We start from the raw sequence: 18,073 nt of genomic DNA on the forward strand, positions 1-18,073 counted from the left end.
GTCAGGCCCTCTCGCCGCGAATCGATACAGCGGGGAAGGGGTATTGCTCGTTGCGCTCCACCCAATCCATGAAGTCGGCGCGTGCGCCCGGAAAACCGATCTGGGTCCAGCCGACCATGCCCTTGTTACCGCCGTGCACGGGGTCACAGAAGAAACCTTCGCGAGTGTTCTGCAGGATCAGACTGAAGAAAGCAGTGGCGGGCAGTTCGTCGAAAACCAGCTCTCCGGCTTCGATCTTGCCGAGAATATGGTCTTGGGTAGCGCTGTCTTGCTCAGCGAACACTTTGCCCGATTGAGCCTTGCACCAAGCGTCGGTGGCGGCAATGCCCAGGCGGTAGATCTGCTGGGGCACCAGCTGCAGTTGATAGCCCATCTGGGGCGGGGCATCGGTCACGAACGGACCCTGCATGTACCACAGCGCACCCGTGGCATAGGGCGTGTTCATCTGCCGATCAATGAATTCTGCTGCGCCCGCTTCCAGGGCGCCGGGGCCCAGGTCGTCCGCTGGAATCAGCCGGGCCACCGCGGCCTGTACGAAAGCCCACTCTTCGGCGGTGAAGAACGACGGCTGGTAGTCGGCGGCGGGCGCTGATGCAGGGGCTTGCGGGCGTGTCTCTGCATGAGCAGTGAGGGCGCCGATGCCCAGGCCGCTGCTGGCGACAGTCACCACTGGAATCAAGGTCAGGGTTTTGCGCAGAAAATCCCGGCGCGGGTTGTTTTCTTGCTCGGACATCAGGGTTCTCATCAGCTGTTCGATACGGTTTTTATCGATGCGCAGCTCAGCGGTACGTGTTCGTTGCACCACGCGGCCAGAGGCGGGCAGTGCTTTGTGGAAGGCGCAGACGCGACACATTCGGCACGAAGCCAGGCGCGGCAAAATGCCGCCCTGGCGCTTCAACCGACAAATGTATCTATTTGTGACGCCAAATGAAACCGGTTTCAGTCTTGCAGTGTATCGGTTGGCTCGGTGCATCTGCTCGAACAGGTCAAGCCTCGATCCCCAGATCCGCCAGCAATGCCTCGACACCCGGCTTGCTCCCGGCGAAGCTTTCCACCAGTTCGGCGAAGGGCCGAGTCCCACCCGATGCCAGAATCAGGCGTTGGAAATCCTTACCGGCCCGATTCGCCAACAATCCTTCGCGTTTGAAACGAGTGAACAGGTGAGCTGCGAGCACCTGCGACCAGACATAGGTGTAATACCCGGCCGCATAATCTTCGTTGGTGAACAAATGAGCGAAGGTGTTGAGCCAACGTACATAGGGTGGATGGCGGACCACTTGGGTCTTCTCCAGCACCTGCTCGCCGATCTGTTGCGCCGACAGGCCATCGCTCGTGCTGTGCAGGCGATAGTCCACCAGGGCGTATTCGAGCTGCCACAACAGCGCCTGAGCCCGGAAGCGGGCCTGGGCTGCGAGCGCCTGTTCGACGAACGCGCTGCCGATCTGCTCGCCGGTCCGATGATGGCGCGACAACGATTGCAGGATTTCCGGCTGCATGGCCCAGTGCTCGAACACGCCGCTGGGCAGTTCCACCGCGTCTTCGGCCACGCCCTTGATGCCCGAGACACTGCCATGGTCGATGCGGGTCAGCACGTGGTGCAACGCATGGCCCAACTCGTGGAAAAACATCTGGATCTCGCCCAGGCTCAGCAGGCAGGGAAACGCCGGTGTGTCGGCGGCGAAATCACACCCCACATGGGCAATGGGCAATTGCAGGCGTCCGTCGGCGAAGCGGTGGCGGTCACGCAGCGCTTCCATCCAGGCGCCCGCCCGCTTCTTTGGCCGGGTGTGCAGGTCCAGGTAGATGTAGCCCAGCACTTGGCTCTCTTCGCTGATCTGGAACAACCGCACCGAAGCCGGTTGGCGCGGTGCTGGAGGGCATTCGTGCCACTGCACGTCGAACAATTGGGCAAGCAGGTGTTGCATGCCGTCCATCACCGCCTGCATGGGGAAATTGAAGCTTAGGTAGACGTGTTAACAGGTGTCCACCATAAAAGCGCCTAGCGGCCTCGATGCGCACGTGAAAACAGGGTAAACTGGAGGGACTTGGGAGATTTTTAATGATCGACGCTGTTGACCTTTTCTGTGGCGCTGGTGGCCTTACTGCAGGCCTATCAAAAGTTAAAATCACTGTTAGAGCAGGCTATGACAATGATGGCAATTGCGAGCACGCTTACACAGTAAATAATAAAGCCAAGTTTATCAAAAAAAGTGTTGAAGAGGTTACAGACGACGAAGTTCGAGCTTGGTACCGTGAAGGCAACATAAAACTTCTTGCTGGATGCGCGCCTTGCCAACCGTTTTCTACTTACAATCAGGGAAAAGATGCAAGTCTAGATAGGAAGTGGCCCTTACTGTATGCATTTCAGCGGCTGATCAAAGACGTATCGCCTGAACTTGTGACAATGGAAAACGTTCCTGATGTTACGAAACATCAGGTGTACCATGATTTTGTCTCCGCACTCAAACTCCAAAATTATCACGTTTGGGAAGGTAAGGTATCGTGCGTTGAGTATGGTCTACCGCAAAAGAGGCAGCGGCATGTCTTGCTTGCGTCTAAACTAGGGCCAATTCAAATAATTCCGAAAACCCATCACCAGCATGTATCAGTCTATGAGGCAATTGGCGGTTTTCCTGCCTTAGCAGCCGGCGAACACCATCAAACTGATCCATTACATCGAGCAGCTAAATTATCACCAATCAATCTCACAAGAATTTTACTCTCGAAGCAAGGTGGTACTTGGCGTGACTGGCCGGAGACGATACGAGCGGAGTGCCACAAGAAGCCAAGTGGCAAGACATATCCTAGTGTGTACGGAAGAATGCGCTGGGATGAGCCAAGCCCGACAATGACCACATTATGCTATGGCTTCGGGAACGGAAGATTTGGTCATCCAGAGCAAAATAGAGCAATTTCACTAAGAGAAGCAGCTACTCTACAATCTTTCCCAAACGATTATGAGTTCCTCCCTCCTGAGCAAATTAATTTTCGAACTGTAGGAAGGATGATCGGTAACGCAGTGCCTGTACGCCTAGGCGAAGTCATAGGCCTTAGCCTTGTAAAACACCTGGCGGGGCTGTCAGATCAAAGTCTCAAAGATTAAAATCGCCTTTGATTCTTTCGTGGAGGCTATCTAGATCCCTGAGCTCGCATTGCCAATAGGTTAAGACTCGCCACCCCATCAACCGGAGTTTCTCAGAGCTCTCAGCATCGCGTTTGATGTTTGCAGCAAATTTCGCAGACCAAAATTCATGGCGAGTCTTTGGCATTGAGGCAAGACGACAGCCAGGATGGCGGTGCCAGAAGCAACCATTGACAAATATGACCGTCTTAAACTTTGGGAGAACTATATCCGGAGAGCCTGGCAGATCTCTACGGTGTAGCCTGAAACGAAAGCCCATGGCGTGAAGCTGCTTCCGAACCACAATTTCCGGAGCAGTATGCTCACGTTTGACGCTACGCATGATTCTGCTACGGAGTTCTTTTTCCGTATCCATTAGACAGTAAATGGGTAGGGCAGACGCGAATTAGCACCCACGCGAATTAGGTGCTTGAGCACACCATTCTCGTCGCGGCTTTTTTGCTGCAGCGTTTGGAGCGGTTCCCAGCCAGCCAACGAGTGAACTGAGAATAGAGCAAGCTCGAATGCACAACTAGCAAACATGTAAAATGTGGGAAAATTGTCAGGCAACCACGCCGCTCGCCCAGGCAATTCTGCGGCCGAACTATCGATAATAATAGGTTGAACATGAAAGAAACCGTGCTTATTGCCGTCGAATCTCTCCGGATGTTCGTAACGAAAGCCAAAACTATTAGTTACTTTTTCATCACCTGAGACAAGGACACAGATCGTCTCAGTATTAAGCTCTCCGTGATTATTACCAACAAACCTCATGAGTTTCAGCCATCCACATTTTGAGTCAATGTCGACAATCATGTAGGGCGTAGACTGGTTCGCCTGAGGCGAGATCATGAAAGTCTTAATTTTTATTCTGAGTTGATGCACGTTGCTGTCAAAGAACGACAAGGCGCCTCGTTGCGCTTTGACTCTAGTTGCCTTAAAGACACCATACTTTTTCAAATCAGACTGACTGTTTACGGCCTTAAAATTAGCCGCATGACTATTGCTTAACAATTCCGCCAGTGCTTCTGCTTGAGAAACTTCCATAGTTAGAATCCGCTGTCACATCAACAAATAAGCCTGGGGCTCGTAGCTTACGTCCTTGCCACCACATTGTAGTTCACCTACTACCCATCGCTCATTATCGAACCCAATGAGGTCGCTCGGATAACTAGAGGAATCGGATCGCGGATGAAACTTGGACGAGTCCTCACAAAACACATGATCAGGTACTTGGGATATATCGAAATCTTCAGGAACTGGAAAAGCCTGGTCGATTTCCTGAATCCAATACGCAGGGCGTGAATAAAAGAACGCCTCGCCGGCAATGTGATTTGATACGTTCTCAATCAATACATCAGCTGAGTTTAAAGTTGATAGCGCGCTCCAGGACTCCGGGCGTTGAGGGGCGGACAACAACCACGGGTAACGACTTGCAAGGTGAGGCATATCCGCCACACACTGCTGCCCTGGCAATACCACACGTTCCAGCCAGTGAGACACAATCGCACATGCTACATTAGCCAACTGCTCATCTGGCATACATTGGACAATAGGCCTGTCCTTGTCCAGTATATTGAAAACACTTAAGCCAACGCTATTAATAGCGATCTCTCTAAATGTTGAAGTCCCACCTGACTTCACACCTAAGAGCCCAGCGATGTCGTAAGTTAGGTACCTTGGCGATTCGGCATCAGCCAGTTCAAACCCGAGCGACTGGATCACGGGCAAATCCAGTTTGTCGAATATGAACTCACGAAACGTCTTAATTCGCCCAACCTCACCCACTATATTAGGCCAATGCCATGGCCTGAAACCGTCAAAATCGGATGACGCCCAAAAGCCCGGACTTGTTATTTGCAGACTTCCTACATCATAATCGGCATAGGATGACAAGGTCCGCTTCATCGTAAGGTCAAAATTACAGGTTCCATATTGATTGACAACTACAATTGGACCTACTCTCGACATAAGCCTAGCCGTGTATGCTATTTCTGCACCTGTAGACCAAGCAGCGGATGCTTCTTCGTCAAGACCGAGGAGGTCATAGTCGACTATTAATAAGTCAAACTGGTCATACCCCTTTGCATATTCATATGCACCATTTCGGGATGCAAGCCTTGAACGGTGGAGCTCCGTAATGAAGTCTGAAACTTCTTTCTTTGGCAGTACGGTAATATCGGCATGCATGAACGTCAAAATCTCATCCCGCCAGCCGCATGCACGATCATACTCATCATCAAGCACCAATATCTTAATATCACTCATCATGAGTCCACTCTAATTTAAATGCGGTGCTAAATCCCACCGGGGGCGGAACAAAAGATACTGTGCAGTCTAATGAGTCAGCCACCATTTTTACGATTGTCAGCCCTATACCCATACCGCCAAGCCCAAGCGCTTTGCGTTCTTCCGGGATTTCCAGCCGCCTGATGAAAGGTTTGAAGAGATCCGAACTGTCGGACAGCCGTACACCTACTCCGGTGTCGGCAATATATATACTGGACTTATTGCGGTCGATTTCTGCGAAGCAAAACATTAGCCTCCTACTTGAGTCAATCATTGCATTTACTGCATTGATTAACACGTTCTGGAATATTGCATTCCAGGCTGCAAATGTAGCGCTAGGAAGCATTATACTTCTAGAGAAGTCTATTTCAACATGAACCTGACGAAGCAACGCTTCTGAGTTTCCGACGATTCGCGCCAGGACCTTTTGCGCATTATATTGATTACGCTTTTCTCTATCATACTCATGCATTAGTGGAGAAAATAATTTGCGCGCTTTAGCAGTTCTATCAGCCCAGTTATCAATTGACGCGATAAGTTTAGGCATATCAAGCACTTTATTCTTACTTGTAAGCTGCTTACGCATATCAGACAAGACCGACAACTCTTTATGCAGCTCGTGCTCCATTGCTAGAGCAGCCATGCCCGAAGTAGCTAAAGCAGCTAGCAGAATTCTTTCCTCGTTTATTGCAGAGGTACGCTTAAGTTCTAAATCTTCTAACTCTTTAAGCTTATTGGATACAGCATCGACTTCAGCTTCAAGGGTTTGCGGAACCTTCATGGAAAGCTGAAAAAGCTGGGTCCTTATCTCAGAGACTTTTTCTTCAGTTTTAGGTACCTCTAACCTCATTGAAGCTTTGATAACATTGCGCCTTTCAAAGGAACGCATTGCGTAATAATCGATAGCCCATCGCACGCTGTGTTTGAGCTCCGCAAAAGCCTCATTATCAATCAGCCTGTCCCGGGTAACTTGGACGTTTAGATAGGCGCCACGATTTAGATCTCTGACGGATGCAGATTCACGTTCCAATGATGTAGAGATTTTGACTGCGCCGAATATTCGCCCGTTAGTAGGCAGGTCGTTCAATCCGCTAGCCACTTGCAGATTCGCTGGCAGCAGCTTAGATTTATTGATCCGGTGGGAGTGATCAATTTCTAACCCTAACCAGTCTTGTTCATCCCCGCCGTAAAATGGAAGCCTGAAACTATTATCATAAATATGGATACCGCCAAATTTACGGAAATAATCCCGGGCCTCATGTACATTTATGCCGCCCGCTTGTTTACCCGAAAGCTTAAATATGTAGATCTTAAATTCAACTTGATCTAACAGACTGGTCTCCGGCTTGTATTTGGCTCTATATTCATCACCGTTTTTAAAGGTTACGACAATCTCATTGCTACCTCCAGTCCTCCCAGATGAAAGCGACCCCTCAATAACCGCAATCCAATTTTCGAGTGCACGCTTCATTTGGTAGTTAAAGGCTTCTTTAGCTTCAGAATTCAACCCTTTCACTTGTATGTCAAAGGGATGGGACGATCTGCTATCTAAGAGCTCGGGAGGTGGCTTTAAAAACCATAATTCACCTGCAAGGTCGGTAAAATCTTCTACTAACCACTCATGCTTTAGGCCGACAATCTTTACAGAGGTGCCATGTTCGTAGAGGCCGCCAATTTTATCTTGGTTTTGAGGCGTTGATATGTACACGCCCGCCTTTACCAGGTCCGTCTCCCGGCGCGCCTCATCCCAGTTAACATCAGCCCTAAAAGTCTCGTGACTCTTGGCTTTTCTTGAGACCACTTCTAACTCATCACCAAGAAACTGGACGGAAAGTCGGCCGACACCTTTTGATCCAGTAACATTACGACCGCCGGAAGTGACGTTTTGTTTTTGCTTGTGGGTCGTGCCAACTCTCAACCAATGAGAAATGAACTCTGTTTGACTCATCCCAGAGCCGTTGTCAGTGACTGTTATGCTGTCACGCCGGAATGTAACTGTTACCTCAGTAGCATCAGCGTCGTAGCTATTCTTAACCAGCTCAGCCAGTGCTACGTAAGGCTTACCAACCAGACGTTCGCCAAGCTCACGTAAAAGGGCGGCGTCCACAGTAAATGTGTGGAATTTACGAACGGGGTTAATCCCGGATTTCGAATTCACTGGCATGGCACCTTTGACCTAGGTAGTCCTGGAGCAATAATTTTTGATGCTTAGCGTGGAGCCTATCAACTACGAGCTCAAGACCTAACTCGCGTCAATCCCGCCAAAATATGCCCTACATGTCCCGTCCGATGGGCCTCAGGACCTCACCTGTGCCATGATGCTATCACCCCGCCTGCGGCGGCATCAACTACCTGTTAGCTAGTGCGGAATCGGTGGCGGTGGCGGTTGGCGGTTGGCGGTTGGCGGTTGGCGGTTGGCGGTTGGCGGTTGGCGAGCTAAACAATCCAATTTAGAAGCGAGCGACTATAAAACCCGTGAAAAATATCTACGATCAATTAGGGATAGAAGATCCGCAGCTAACGCTAGAAAAAGCTACAATCGTAGCTCAAATTATCGACCTGATGACGAATTCAAAATTTTCCGTGCTCGACGCATCACGAATAGCAAGAGTTGGTCCAGAATTTCTCATGGAGATCATCCGAGGTCAGTTTCACAACACCAGCCTTGGGAATGGGACCTTACCCCTAGAAACCTGCACGCTCTTTTATAAGCCACTTAGTAGCATTCCCTGGTTACCGAAGCAACATTATGCTTGAGGAACAGACTGTCACTATCGCTATCTGATAACCTTCTATTTTTGCGAAGAATTTGTGGCTTTCGTTCTATTTCAACATAAGAGTATGTCTTATCCATTAGCAATTTTGGGATATAAACTTTTTGATATTCTCCACCTTTTGTAACTACGCCTATAAACCCAACACGGCCTTCATCAGGCACTTTCAGAAATGTATTCAATCTTATTCCTAGAATGGTGCCGATTCTCAAACCAGTCAAAAGCTCCCAGCTAAATATTATGTTGTGCGACGATTTTAGCCTATTATGCAGTTGTTTACATTCTGTTCAGGACAGCGCAACTGGGTATGAATGGCTCTTCTGAATAGAAAGCCTCATAGCTGAAAGCTTTTGCAGCTTCCTCAATATAGAAGCATTGCTTTCAACATCTTCTGACAAGCCGCTCAGACAATACTTCGTAAACTAACGCGATACAGTTAACCTAAGTTTTATCGTGTTTGCGCTCAAGGGTTTTATTCCAGGCCCTCTAGCAGACTTCATCGAGTTCCGGTATCATATCAGGGACTTCGGTCCCACACAGCGCCAGTTGATCTGATTCAGATTACAGAATTCAAACCATCCAATGAGACTTTCGCCGTAAGTTTCGGCCGTCTTGGTTTTAGACGCGGACCTTGAGAACATTTCTTTTTGTAATAAAAAGCCATGAGCTTCTCGAATTACTTCTCCCTTAGAATTAATTAACAACGGAATAATGTAAGGATGTTCATTCAGAAACGGATCGTATTGTCCCTTTTGTTCTTTGGTCACATCCGTGCCCAGCTTGTCTTTGTCGACGAATTTGGACTTCAGCAGCTTCATACACAGCCCTCCAGAGGGTACAACTGTAGCCCATGATTCTAAGTTCGCGCACCTTGAGTTCCATCACACCGTGATGGATCTGCAAGTATTTTTCCTGATAGTAATTGCAGTCCCAGGCCTCCAGCGTTGGCACACTGAACACCGCGGCCAGTTCCTGCACGGGGGCGAATTCCGCCTGCGCCGCCGGGCGAACCTTGTCGATCAGTTGCAGCAGCAACTGCTCCACGTCGGCGGCTTCGTCGAACATGCGCGTGGCCTGGGCCAGCGAGGCGTAGCTGCGATACCCACTCGCTTCGGCCAACTCGGCATGGGCCGCGAGGATGCGTTGCAGCACGGGCCCGTTGTCATTCTCTCCGGCGCGCGGGCCCTGGTCCGAGGCCTGGGTGTAGAAGGCCTTGTACACCTGTTCGCGCAGCGAGCGGTCGTGAGCCTGGCTCGCCACCGCCAGCACCAGCGGCAGTTCCAGCGTCAGTAGCCAACCGGAAAGGCCGGCCTCGCGTGCCCGCTGGGCCATGCTGGCGCGTACGGCAGGGGCGATACCCGCCAGGGCAGTTTCGTCATTGATGGCCAGGGTCCAGCCCTGACTGGCCGCATTCAGGTTGTCGGCGAAGGTCTGGTACAAGCCTTCCAGTTCCACATGCAGGCGTTCGATGCGTATCTGCGTGGGACGCTGGGTGCCCACCCCGGCCAATCGCGCGGCGCGCAGGGCCTGGTTCAATGCCGCCTGCTGGGTCTCATCGAACTCCAAGGCCTGCGGGCTTTGCTGCAGCAGTTGCAAGGCGGCCTGCACCGTGCGGTTGTGTTTGATGGCCGACTCATAGGCCTGTACCCGCTCGCGGCATTTCGCATAAGCCTCAATCACCGCCAGATGGTGATGCCGACTGAGCAACTGCTCGGGTTGCAGCACCGCCAGCAGGCGCTGATGCATGGCTTCCAGTGGCTTGACCAAGCCTTCCCACGTGGGTGATTCGAGCTGCTCTGGGAGCAGTTGCGCCAGCTGACGCAAGTTGCTTTCGATCACATGGGTGATGGCCGGCTCGACGTGTTCGGCCTTGATGAGGTGATAGGGGACTATCTCGTGGTTGCCCAGCAAGGGGTTGTCGGCAAGAAGCGCGGGGAGTACGGACGAGGGTGTGGTGGTCATGTTCGATTCCTTGAGTGACGCCTGAGTGGCGAGCCAGTCTAGGAAGGCGAACGATCTGCGAAGTGGTAGCCGGCTATTGCCGTCGACCTGCCCGTGCGGCAAGTCGACGGCACGCCGGGCTCAAGGCTTCTTGAGCTTGGGGTTAGGGAAGAACTGCACGGGTTGCGAGGTGGGCCGGGCGACCTTGACGGCCACCTTGTTGACCCGCGTGCCCAGCTCGCTGGGCACCGATTGGCCCTGCGCGTTGAGCGTGTCGCTGTAGCCGCAAGCCACGCACTCACGATGCGGAACCTCGTCGACGCTCCACATCATCAGCTTGTCCGGCTCGCTGCAGGCCGGGCAGACGGCCCCGGCGATGAAGCGCTTCTTGGTGATCATGCCGCCGCTTCCTCGCTCAGCCCGCTGTGGCGCAGCAGGGCATCGATGGACGGCTCGCGACCACGGAAGTCGACGAACAACACCATCGGTGCCTGCGATCCGCCGCGCGCCAGAATGGCTTCGCGGAAGGCGCGACCGGTCTCGGCATTGAGCACGCCGTCTTCCTCGAACTTGCTGAACGCATCGGCCGACAGCACTTCGGCCCACTTGTAGCTGTAATAGCCTGCCGCGTAGCCGCCGGCGAAGATGTGCGCGAAGCTGTTGGGAAAGCGGTTGTAAGCCGGCGGACGCATGACCGAAACCTCATCGCGCACACCGTCGAGCACGTCCATCACGCTGCGACCGTCACCGTGGGAGGCATGCAGCTCGAAGTCGAACAGCGAGAACTCGATCTGGCGGACCATCATCAGGCCGGACTGGAAGTTCTTCGCCGCCAGCATCTTTTCCAGCAGGTCTTGGGGCAACGGCTCGCCGGTTTCATAGTGACCGGAAATCAAGGCCAGGCCTTCGGGCTCCCAGCACCAGTTTTCCATGAACTGGCTGGGCAACTCGACCGCATCCCACGCCACGCCGTTGATACCCGACACGCCGACGTGCTCGACCCGCGTCAGCAGGTGGTGCAGGCCGTGGCCGAATTCGTGGAAAAGGGTAGTGACTTCGTCGTGGGTCAGCAGCGCCGGCTTGCCGGCATCGGCCGGAGTGAAGTTGCACACCAGGTTGGCCACCGGGCTCTGCAGCTCGCCATTCTCGGTGCGACGGCGGTCGCGGGCGCCGTCCATCCAGGCGCCGCCACGCTTGTTGGCGCGGGCGTAGAGGTCGAAGAAGAAGCGGCCCACGTGCTGGCCGTTTTCCTTGATCTCGAACAGGCGCACGTCAGGGTGCCAGGTGTCGAAACCCTTCTGCTCGGCAATCTCGATGCCGTACAGGCGCTGCACGATAGCGAACAGGCCGCCCAGCACCTTGTCGATCGGGAAGTAGGCGCGCAGGGTTTCCTGGGAAACGCTGTAGCGCTGTTCGCGCAGCTTTTCGCCATAGAAACCGCTGTCCCAGCTCTGCAGGTCGGCACAGCCCTGTTCGGCGGCATAAGCGCGCAGCTGCTCCAGGTCCTGGGCCGCGAACGGCTTGCTGCGTTGAGCCAGGTCACGCAGGAAGGTCAGCACCTGATCGGTCGACTCGGCCATCTTGGTGGCCAGGCTCAACTCGGAATAGCTGGCGTAACCCAACAGCTGTGCCAGCTCCTGGCGCAGGTCGAGGATCTCGCGCATCACCGGGCTGTTGTCGTTCTGGCCGGCATTGGGGCCCTGGTCCGAGGCGCGGGTGCAGTAGGCCGCGTAGACTTCTTCACGCAGGGCGCGGTCGTGGGCGTAGGTCATGACCGCGTAGTAGCTGGGGAACTCCAGGCTGATCAGCCAGCCGTCCAGACCCTTGGCCTGTGCTGCGGCCGCCATTTGTGCCTTGGCCGAATCGGTCAGGCCGGCCAGGGCCGTTTCGTCGGTGACGTGCTTGGTCCAGGCCTGGGTGGCATCGAGCAGCTGATTGGAGAAACGGCTGCCCAGCTCCGACAGCTTGCTCTGCACCTGGGCGTAGCGCTGCTGCTGGTCTACCGGCAGATCGATACCGGACAGGCGGAAGTCGCGCAGCGAATGCTCCAGAATGGTCTTCTGGGCAACGTCGAAATTGGCCGCTTCGGGGCTGTTGGCCAGGGTTTCAAAGGCCTGGAACAACTCGCGGTTCTGGCCCAGTTCGGTGGAATAGGCACTGAGCGCCGGCAGGCACGCTTCATAGGCCTGGCGCAGCTCGGCACTGTTGCACACGGCATTGAGGTGGCTGACCGGGCTCCAGGCGGCGCCCAGGCGGTCGTTCAGCTCGTCCATGGCCAGCACCAGGCCGGCCCAGGTAGGCTGGCTGCCCTGAGTTTGCAAAATGTGGGCAATGGCCGCGCGGTTGTCGGCCAGGATCTGTTCAATCGCCGGTTGTACGTGCTCGGCACGGATCGCCGAGAACGGCGGCAGGTCGTAGGACTGCAGAAGGGGATTCGCGCTCACGGTTAAACACCTTGGCTATTGAAGAAACACTGGGACATCTTAATTACAATTGCGACTCACCGCAGCTATCGACAACACAGAGGATGCCTATCGTGGCCATTCGCAATTTCCAGCAGCATACGCCGCGCCTAGGCGAACGCGCCTTCGTCGACCGCTCGGCGGTGGTGATCGGCGACGTCGAGATCGGCACCGACAGCTCGGTGTGGCCATTGACCGTGATCCGCGGCGACATGCACCGAATCCGCATCGGCAAGCGCACCAGCGTGCAGGATGCCAGCGTGCTGCACATCACCCACGCCGGCCCTTTCAATCCGGACGGTTTCCCCCTGCTGATCGGCGACGATGTCACCATTGGACACAAAGTCATGCTCCACGGCTGCACCCTGGGCAATCGCATCCTGGTCGGCATGGGCAGCACAGTGATGGACGGCGCGGTGGTGGAAGACGACGTGATCATCGGCGCCGGCAGCCTGGTAGCTCCGGGCAAGCGCCTGCAAAGCGGGTTTCTGTACGTGGGCAGCCCGGCTCGGCAGGCCCGACCGCTGACCGACAAGGAACGCGCATTCTTCACCTACACCGCAGGCAACTACGTGAAGCTCAAGGACCAACACCTGGCCGAAGGCTTCGACAAGGACTGAATCCGTGCACTATCAAAACATCCTGTTCGACCTCGACGGCACCCTGACCGACCCGCGCGAGGGCATCACCCGCTCCATCCAGCATGCCTTGGCCAAGCTGGGCATCGACGAGCCGGACCTGCGCAACCTGGAGCACTTCATCGGCCCACCGCTGCTGGAGCAGTTCATGCACGCCTACGGCTTCGACGAAGCCCGCGCCTGGCAGGCGGTGAATTTCTACCGCGAACGCTTCCGCGTCACCGGCCTGTACGAAAACCAGGTCTTCGCCGGCGTCATCGCGCTGCTCGAAACACTGGAGCAACAGGGCCGACATTTGTACATCGCCACGTCCAAACCCTGGGAGTTCGCCCGGGAAATCGCCCGCCACTTCGATTTCGCCAGGCACTTCAAGGTGATCTACGGCAGCGAACTCGATGGTACGCGGACCGACAAGGTGCAGCTGATCGCCCACATCCTGGAGCAGGAAGGGCTGGACCCTGCCAAGACCCTGATGATCGGCGACCGCAAGCACGACCTGATCGGTGCCCGCCGCAACGGTCTGGATTGCGCGGCGGTGGGCTATGGTTTCGGCTCGCGGGAAGAGCTGGCCCTGGAGAACCCGACGTATCACTTCGACACGTTGCAGGCGCTGCATGAGGCGTTCCTGCAAAACGGAGGATGAGTCGGTAACGATGCGGGCCATTCGCGGCCACTGGCCACTCCCACACAAGACTGCACGCAACCCTGTAGGAGCGGCCAGTGGCCGCGAATAAGCCCGCAAGCACCCTGCCAAACTACCCGCCTAACCGCACCAGTTCGGCCCTGCGCTCGTCCATCGGCAACTTGCCCAATGCGGCCGCATGCTCATAGAACGCGCGCCAATCCCCCCTTACTTGCCGGAACAAACCCGCGAACGCCGGCACCCATTGGTCATACAAGCCAAACGGCAGCAGCTTGGCATTGTTCATCGGCCCGTTGATCCAGGCATCGAAACGCTTGTCTCCCTGCCAAGGCCCATCGCGCAGTTGGCGATACTCGCGGCGCAGGCGCTTGAACTCGGCAGCCTTGCCCGTGCGCATGGCCTGTGCGGATAACGGTTGGGCGTACAGCGCAGCCAGGCGTTCGCGGGTCGCAAGCACCAGTGCGGTGAACTGGTCACGTTGCGCCATCAGCGTGCTTGCCACCGGCGGCAAGCCTCGCTGGGCAAGCCACTGCCGGGTGCCCTCCTGCTCGACGAAGGTGGCGAAGGACTCGTTGAATTCGGTGTCGTCTTTCACATACACACGCTGATGCGCCAGCTCGTGGAAGATCAGGGTGGCCAGACGCTCGTCGCCCCAACCGAGCATGGTGTTGAGAATCGGATCGTCGAACCAGCCCAGTGTCGAGTAGGCCTCGACGCCACCGACATACACGTCCCGGCCCGCCAGCTTCTGCAACGCCGCTTCGCCCCGAGCACCGGACTGACTGTAGTAACCGCGATAAGCCACGCAACCGGCAATGGGGAAGCAATGGGTCAACGGCGCCAGGGAAAACTCCGGTGTGGCGAACACGTTCCACACCACCAAGGGCCGACCGATGTCGGCGTACAGGCGATAGCTGCGGTTGTCCGGCAGATGCAAGTGCTCGCTGGCGAAGTCGCGGGCCGCCTGGGCACGCTGCAACTGCTCGCGCAGCCGCGGGTCGCGCGACGGATCGGCAAGGATCTGCACCACCGGCTCGCGTGCCTGCAACAGCTGCCACTGGCCCTGCATCAATTGGCCGTAATAGCCCGCGCTGCTGCAACCGTTGAGCAGGAACAACAGGCACAGGGGAACAAACAGGCGCAAACCGCGGTCGAGTGCGGCAAGAATGGAACGACGAACGACAACGAATTCATGCATGTGGTTTTCCATGGCCAGGCCCGCCAGCGAGCAGGTGTTATCGGCGCTGACCCTGCATCTTACGATCCCATGAGGAGAATTCCATGCGCGCATTGATCATTGCCGGCAGCCTGCTGACGCTTGCCGGCTGTGCCGGACTGCCCGATCCGGATCCAAACCAGGCCTGGATCGACCTTGCGGCCGACGATCACAACGCCCTGCACGCGACCCAGGTCGACGAGAAGGAATGGACCGACACACGTTATTTCGAAGTCGAGCCCGGCAGCCATGAGCTGACCGTACGCCTGCAATTCCCCGTGGAGCCAACCAATATCGGTCCGGTGCCGGCACCGCTGTGGCGCAACTGCGAATTGAACCTGACCTATGCAGGCTTCGATGCGGGGCAACGCTACTTCCTGGAAGCGGGCAGCGTCGGCTTCAGCCCTTGGGCCAAGCTTTATGACGAGCAGCGCAAGCTGGTCGGCCAGGCACAACCCGCCGGCTGCCAGAGCGCCTGAGCACAGGCGTGAACGCAGCCACTGGCCGGCGCCGGCTCGCGTCGCCGGCCCAAAGCTTCTAGACTCATTGCCAATTCGCCGACGGTTCTGTGCAGCCAAGGAATTCCCATGCGTGCCGTGTTCGCCTTGTTGACCTTTGCCACGCTCGCTGGCTGCGCCAACCCGCCGTTGCCCACCGTCGATCCGGGCAAAGCCTGGATCGACATGTTCACCACGACCGGGCGCCTGGTCATGGCGGAAAGTCTGGATGGCCGCAAGCTCAACGATGGGCGCTATTTCCAGGTGGATCCCGGAAGCCATGAGCTGGAAGTACGGTTTGATTACGAAATGTATGCCGGAGGCGGGCTGGTCAACGACCCGTTCGACCGTACCTGCTACCTGACCGTGCGCTATGACGGTTTCAAGGCTGGCGAACGCTACCGGTTGGAAGGCAGGGCGATTGCCATGCAAGCCAGTGCGCGGCTATATGATTCAAGCCGGCAGATCGTGGCCGAGGACCGGGCCATTCACTGTATCCCCTGACGGGGCTGCTTGAGCACGCTGCTATGCCCGCACAGCAGTGTAGTCAATCGTCATTCTTCTGATAGACGATCTTGCGGGTGCCGTTGTCGCAGGATCCTACGACCATGCTCGGGTCCTTGGCATCTAGGTTGTCGACAATTTCCAGTGTGTAGGAAGTAACGCCTTGGGCCTGGATCTTGGCCTCGATCTCAGCCTTGAGTTCCTCACACGGCTTAGGTGCGGCCATAGCCGTGGTTGCCAAAACACTGCACGCCATCGCCAAAATCAATCGTTTCATAGCTGAATTCTCCTGATGAGCTGGCAGTGTAAGGCAACCGGCAAGACGCTACCTCAAGATTCCAGAGTAGCGCTCAAGGTGATGTCGGCGTTCAATACTTTCGACACCGGGCAACCTTCCTTGGCCTTGTTGGCCAGCTCTTCGAACTTGGCCTGGTCGATGTTCGGGATCTTGGCCGACATGGTCAGCTTGATGGCGGTGATTGCAAAACCTTCGCCTTCCTTGTCCAGGCTGACTTCGGCGGAGGTCTTGATTTCATCGGGGGTGAAACCTTCGCCGCCCAGAATCATCGAGAATGCCATGGAGAAACAGCCTGCATGCGCTGCGCCGATCAGCTCTTCCGGATTGGTGCCCGGCTGGCCTTCGAAACGGGTGTTGAAGCCGTAGGGATTGCTTTTCAGAGCGCCGCTCTGAGTGGAAATCTCGCCCTTACCGGTTTTCAGATCGCCTTTCCAGACAGCCGATGCGGTTTTCTTGATGCTCATAAAAGCCTCCATGATGGGCGCGACGGGTTCGCGCGGTGTCATGTGTTCAGAGGGCAGGGCGCTGGGCAAGTTCAGCGCGATTCGGACAGCTGGCTATTGAATCCGGGCAAGATGCCCATACTGACTATTGATAAGAAATAAATATTCGGTAGCAAAGATGCGCGGGGCATCCCACCTGCCACATACCCACAGGATGCCATTGATCATGACCGTTTTGACCGATACGAAATACTCCGTCCTCGACCTTGTGCCCGTACGTGCCGACCATGGCCCGGCACGGTCGCTGCACAATGCCCTGGATCTGGCGCGCCATGCCGAAACCTGGGGCTATAACCGCTTCTGGGTGGCCGAGCACCACAACATGGACGGTATCGCCAGCTCGGCGACCTCCGTGCTGCTGGGCTATCTGGCCGGTGGCACGTCCTCGATCCGCATGGGCTCGGGCGGGGTGATGTTGCCCAACCATGCGCCGCTGGTGATCGCCGAACAATTCGGCACGCTGGAAAGTCTGTACCCGGGACGCATCGACCTGGGTCTGGGCCGCGCGCCTGGTTCAGACCAGATGACCGCGCGCGCGCTGCGCCGTGAACGCTCTGGCAGTGCCGACGATTTTCCCGACGACGTTCGCGAGCTGATGGCCTACCTGGGGCCTCGTACTCCTGATCAGAAAGTGATCGCCGTGCCGGGCAGCGGGACCAACGTGCCGATCTGGCTGCTGGGCTCGAGTCTGTTCAGTGCTCAGCTGGCAGGCATGTATGGCCTGCCCTATGCCTTCGCTTCGCATTTTGCGCCGCGTTACATGCATGAAGCGATCCGGGTCTACCGCGCTCACTTCAAGCCTTCCGAGGTGCTGGACAAGCCCTACGTGATGCTGGGCGTGCCATTGGTGGCCGCCGACAGCGACGAACACGCCGACTACCTGGCAACCTCGGTCTACCGCCGCATTCTCAACCTGATGCGTGGCCAGACCCTGGTGCAGCAGCCACCGGTCAAGAGCATGGAAGGGTTGTGGTTGCCCCATGAAAAGGCTGCGGTCGGGGACTTTCTAGGCCTGGCAGTGGTGGGGGGACCGGCGAAGGTCCGTGCCAAGCTTGAGGTGTTGCAGGAGCAGACGCAGGCGGACGAGCTGATTTTCACGTGCGATCTGTATGAACATGCCGATCGGCTCAGATCCTATGAGCTGTTGGCGCAGGTGATGAAAGGTTGAGCTTGCGGTGACCTGAGGT

At 55.9% G+C, this 18,073-nt stretch carries 17 protein-coding genes and 1 pseudogene; 6 read left to right on the forward strand and 12 right to left on the reverse strand.

Annotated features, from left to right (window positions below; genetic code table 11):
* Window position 1: 1 nt before the first annotated feature.
* Window positions 2-733 carry a gluconate 2-dehydrogenase subunit 3 family protein gene (locus tag LT40_RS15800; protein ID WP_043193747.1) on the reverse strand — a complete coding sequence of 244 codons (732 nt, stop codon included), beginning with the start codon at window positions 731-733 and terminating at the stop codon, window positions 2-4.
* Window positions 734-986: 253 nt separating this feature from the next.
* A pseudogene (locus LT40_RS15805) lies at window positions 987-1,952 on the reverse strand (M3 family metallopeptidase); the annotation flags it as partial.
* 107 nt (window positions 1,953-2,059) lie between these two features.
* On the opposite strand from LT40_RS15805, the gene LT40_RS21365 reads away from it, so the two are divergent.
* Window positions 2,060-3,103, forward strand: coding sequence for a DNA cytosine methyltransferase (locus LT40_RS21365; protein ID WP_084139828.1), 1,044 nt, complete (start codon window positions 2,060-2,062; stop codon window positions 3,101-3,103).
* On the opposite strand, the gene LT40_RS21370 is transcribed toward LT40_RS21365, so the two are convergent.
* The 7 genes from LT40_RS21370 to prlC form a co-directional block, all read right to left on the reverse strand.
* Window positions 3,093-3,497: a very short patch repair endonuclease gene (locus LT40_RS21370; RefSeq protein WP_084139829.1), complete on the reverse strand. Its 405-nt coding sequence runs from the start codon at window positions 3,495-3,497 to the stop codon at window positions 3,093-3,095. The two genes, LT40_RS21365 and LT40_RS21370, sit on opposite strands and share 11 nt — an antisense overlap.
* Window positions 3,497-4,168 (reverse strand): hypothetical protein, encoded by a 672-nt coding sequence (locus tag LT40_RS15810; RefSeq protein ID WP_043191941.1) that lies wholly within the window; start codon window positions 4,166-4,168, stop codon window positions 3,497-3,499. The genes LT40_RS21370 and LT40_RS15810 overlap by 1 nt, the downstream gene beginning before the upstream one ends.
* Window positions 4,169-4,183: 15 nt before the next feature.
* A complete protein-coding gene (locus LT40_RS15815; RefSeq protein WP_158497450.1) occupies window positions 4,184-5,389 on the reverse strand; it encodes a hypothetical protein in 1,206 nt (401 codons plus the stop codon).
* Window positions 5,382-7,568, reverse strand: a complete 2,187-nt coding sequence (locus LT40_RS15820) for an ATP-binding protein (protein WP_158497451.1) — start codon at window positions 7,566-7,568, stop codon at window positions 5,382-5,384. The genes LT40_RS15815 and LT40_RS15820 overlap by 8 nt, the downstream gene beginning before the upstream one ends.
* A gap of 1,339 nt (window positions 7,569-8,907) precedes the next feature.
* A complete protein-coding gene (locus LT40_RS15825; RefSeq protein WP_043191944.1) occupies window positions 8,908-10,146 on the reverse strand; it encodes a M3 family metallopeptidase in 1,239 nt (412 codons plus the stop codon).
* A 120-nt stretch (window positions 10,147-10,266) separates the two neighbouring features.
* Window positions 10,267-10,524: a YheV family putative zinc ribbon protein gene (locus tag LT40_RS15830; RefSeq protein WP_043191945.1), complete on the reverse strand. Its 258-nt coding sequence runs from the start codon at window positions 10,522-10,524 to the stop codon at window positions 10,267-10,269.
* Window positions 10,521-12,569 carry an oligopeptidase A gene (prlC, locus tag LT40_RS15835; protein ID WP_043191946.1) on the reverse strand — a complete coding sequence of 683 codons (2,049 nt, stop codon included), beginning with the start codon at window positions 12,567-12,569 and terminating at the stop codon, window positions 10,521-10,523. Before prlC ends, LT40_RS15830 begins: the two co-directional genes overlap by 4 nt.
* A gap of 92 nt (window positions 12,570-12,661) precedes the next feature.
* Here prlC and LT40_RS15840 point away from each other — a divergent pair, with 92 nt between their 5' ends.
* Both LT40_RS15840 and LT40_RS15845 read left to right on the forward strand, forming a co-directional pair.
* Window positions 12,662-13,207 carry a gamma carbonic anhydrase family protein gene (locus LT40_RS15840; protein ID WP_043191947.1) on the forward strand — a complete coding sequence of 182 codons (546 nt, stop codon included), beginning with the start codon at window positions 12,662-12,664 and terminating at the stop codon, window positions 13,205-13,207.
* Between the two features lie 4 nt (window positions 13,208-13,211).
* Window positions 13,212-13,868, forward strand: a complete 657-nt coding sequence (locus LT40_RS15845; RefSeq protein WP_043191948.1) for an HAD family hydrolase — start codon at window positions 13,212-13,214, stop codon at window positions 13,866-13,868.
* A 112-nt stretch (window positions 13,869-13,980) separates the two neighbouring features.
* Here the strand turns inward: LT40_RS15845 and LT40_RS15850 are convergent, their stop codons facing one another.
* Complete coding sequence (locus LT40_RS15850; protein ID WP_084139831.1) at window positions 13,981-15,066, reverse strand: aminopeptidase; 1,086 nt, start codon at window positions 15,064-15,066, stop codon at window positions 13,981-13,983.
* 83 nt (window positions 15,067-15,149) lie between these two features.
* Here LT40_RS15850 and LT40_RS15855 point away from each other — a divergent pair, with 83 nt between their 5' ends.
* The gene (locus LT40_RS15855; RefSeq protein WP_043191949.1) at window positions 15,150-15,563 is read left to right on the forward strand and encodes a PA0061/PA0062 family lipoprotein; all 414 of its coding nucleotides are present in this window, start codon (window positions 15,150-15,152) and stop codon (window positions 15,561-15,563) included.
* A 108-nt stretch (window positions 15,564-15,671) separates the two neighbouring features.
* Window positions 15,672-16,085 (forward strand): PA0061/PA0062 family lipoprotein, encoded by a 414-nt coding sequence (locus LT40_RS15860; RefSeq protein WP_043191951.1) that lies wholly within the window; start codon window positions 15,672-15,674, stop codon window positions 16,083-16,085.
* Between the two features lie 43 nt (window positions 16,086-16,128).
* Here the strand turns inward: LT40_RS15860 and LT40_RS15865 are convergent, their stop codons facing one another.
* Both LT40_RS15865 and LT40_RS15870 read right to left on the reverse strand, forming a co-directional pair.
* Window positions 16,129-16,362 carry a DUF1161 domain-containing protein gene (locus LT40_RS15865; protein ID WP_043191952.1) on the reverse strand — a complete coding sequence of 78 codons (234 nt, stop codon included), beginning with the start codon at window positions 16,360-16,362 and terminating at the stop codon, window positions 16,129-16,131.
* 53 nt (window positions 16,363-16,415) lie between these two features.
* Window positions 16,416-16,841, reverse strand: coding sequence for an OsmC family protein (locus tag LT40_RS15870; protein ID WP_043193753.1), 426 nt, complete (start codon window positions 16,839-16,841; stop codon window positions 16,416-16,418).
* A gap of 211 nt (window positions 16,842-17,052) precedes the next feature.
* On the opposite strand from LT40_RS15870, the gene LT40_RS15875 reads away from it, so the two are divergent.
* The gene (locus LT40_RS15875; RefSeq protein ID WP_043191954.1) at window positions 17,053-18,054 is read left to right on the forward strand and encodes an LLM class flavin-dependent oxidoreductase; all 1,002 of its coding nucleotides are present in this window, start codon (window positions 17,053-17,055) and stop codon (window positions 18,052-18,054) included.
* Window positions 18,055-18,073: the final 19 nt, after the last annotated feature.

It is taken from the genome of Pseudomonas rhizosphaerae, assembly GCF_000761155.1.
Classification (GTDB): Bacteria; Pseudomonadota; Gammaproteobacteria; order Pseudomonadales; family Pseudomonadaceae; genus Aquipseudomonas; species Aquipseudomonas rhizosphaerae.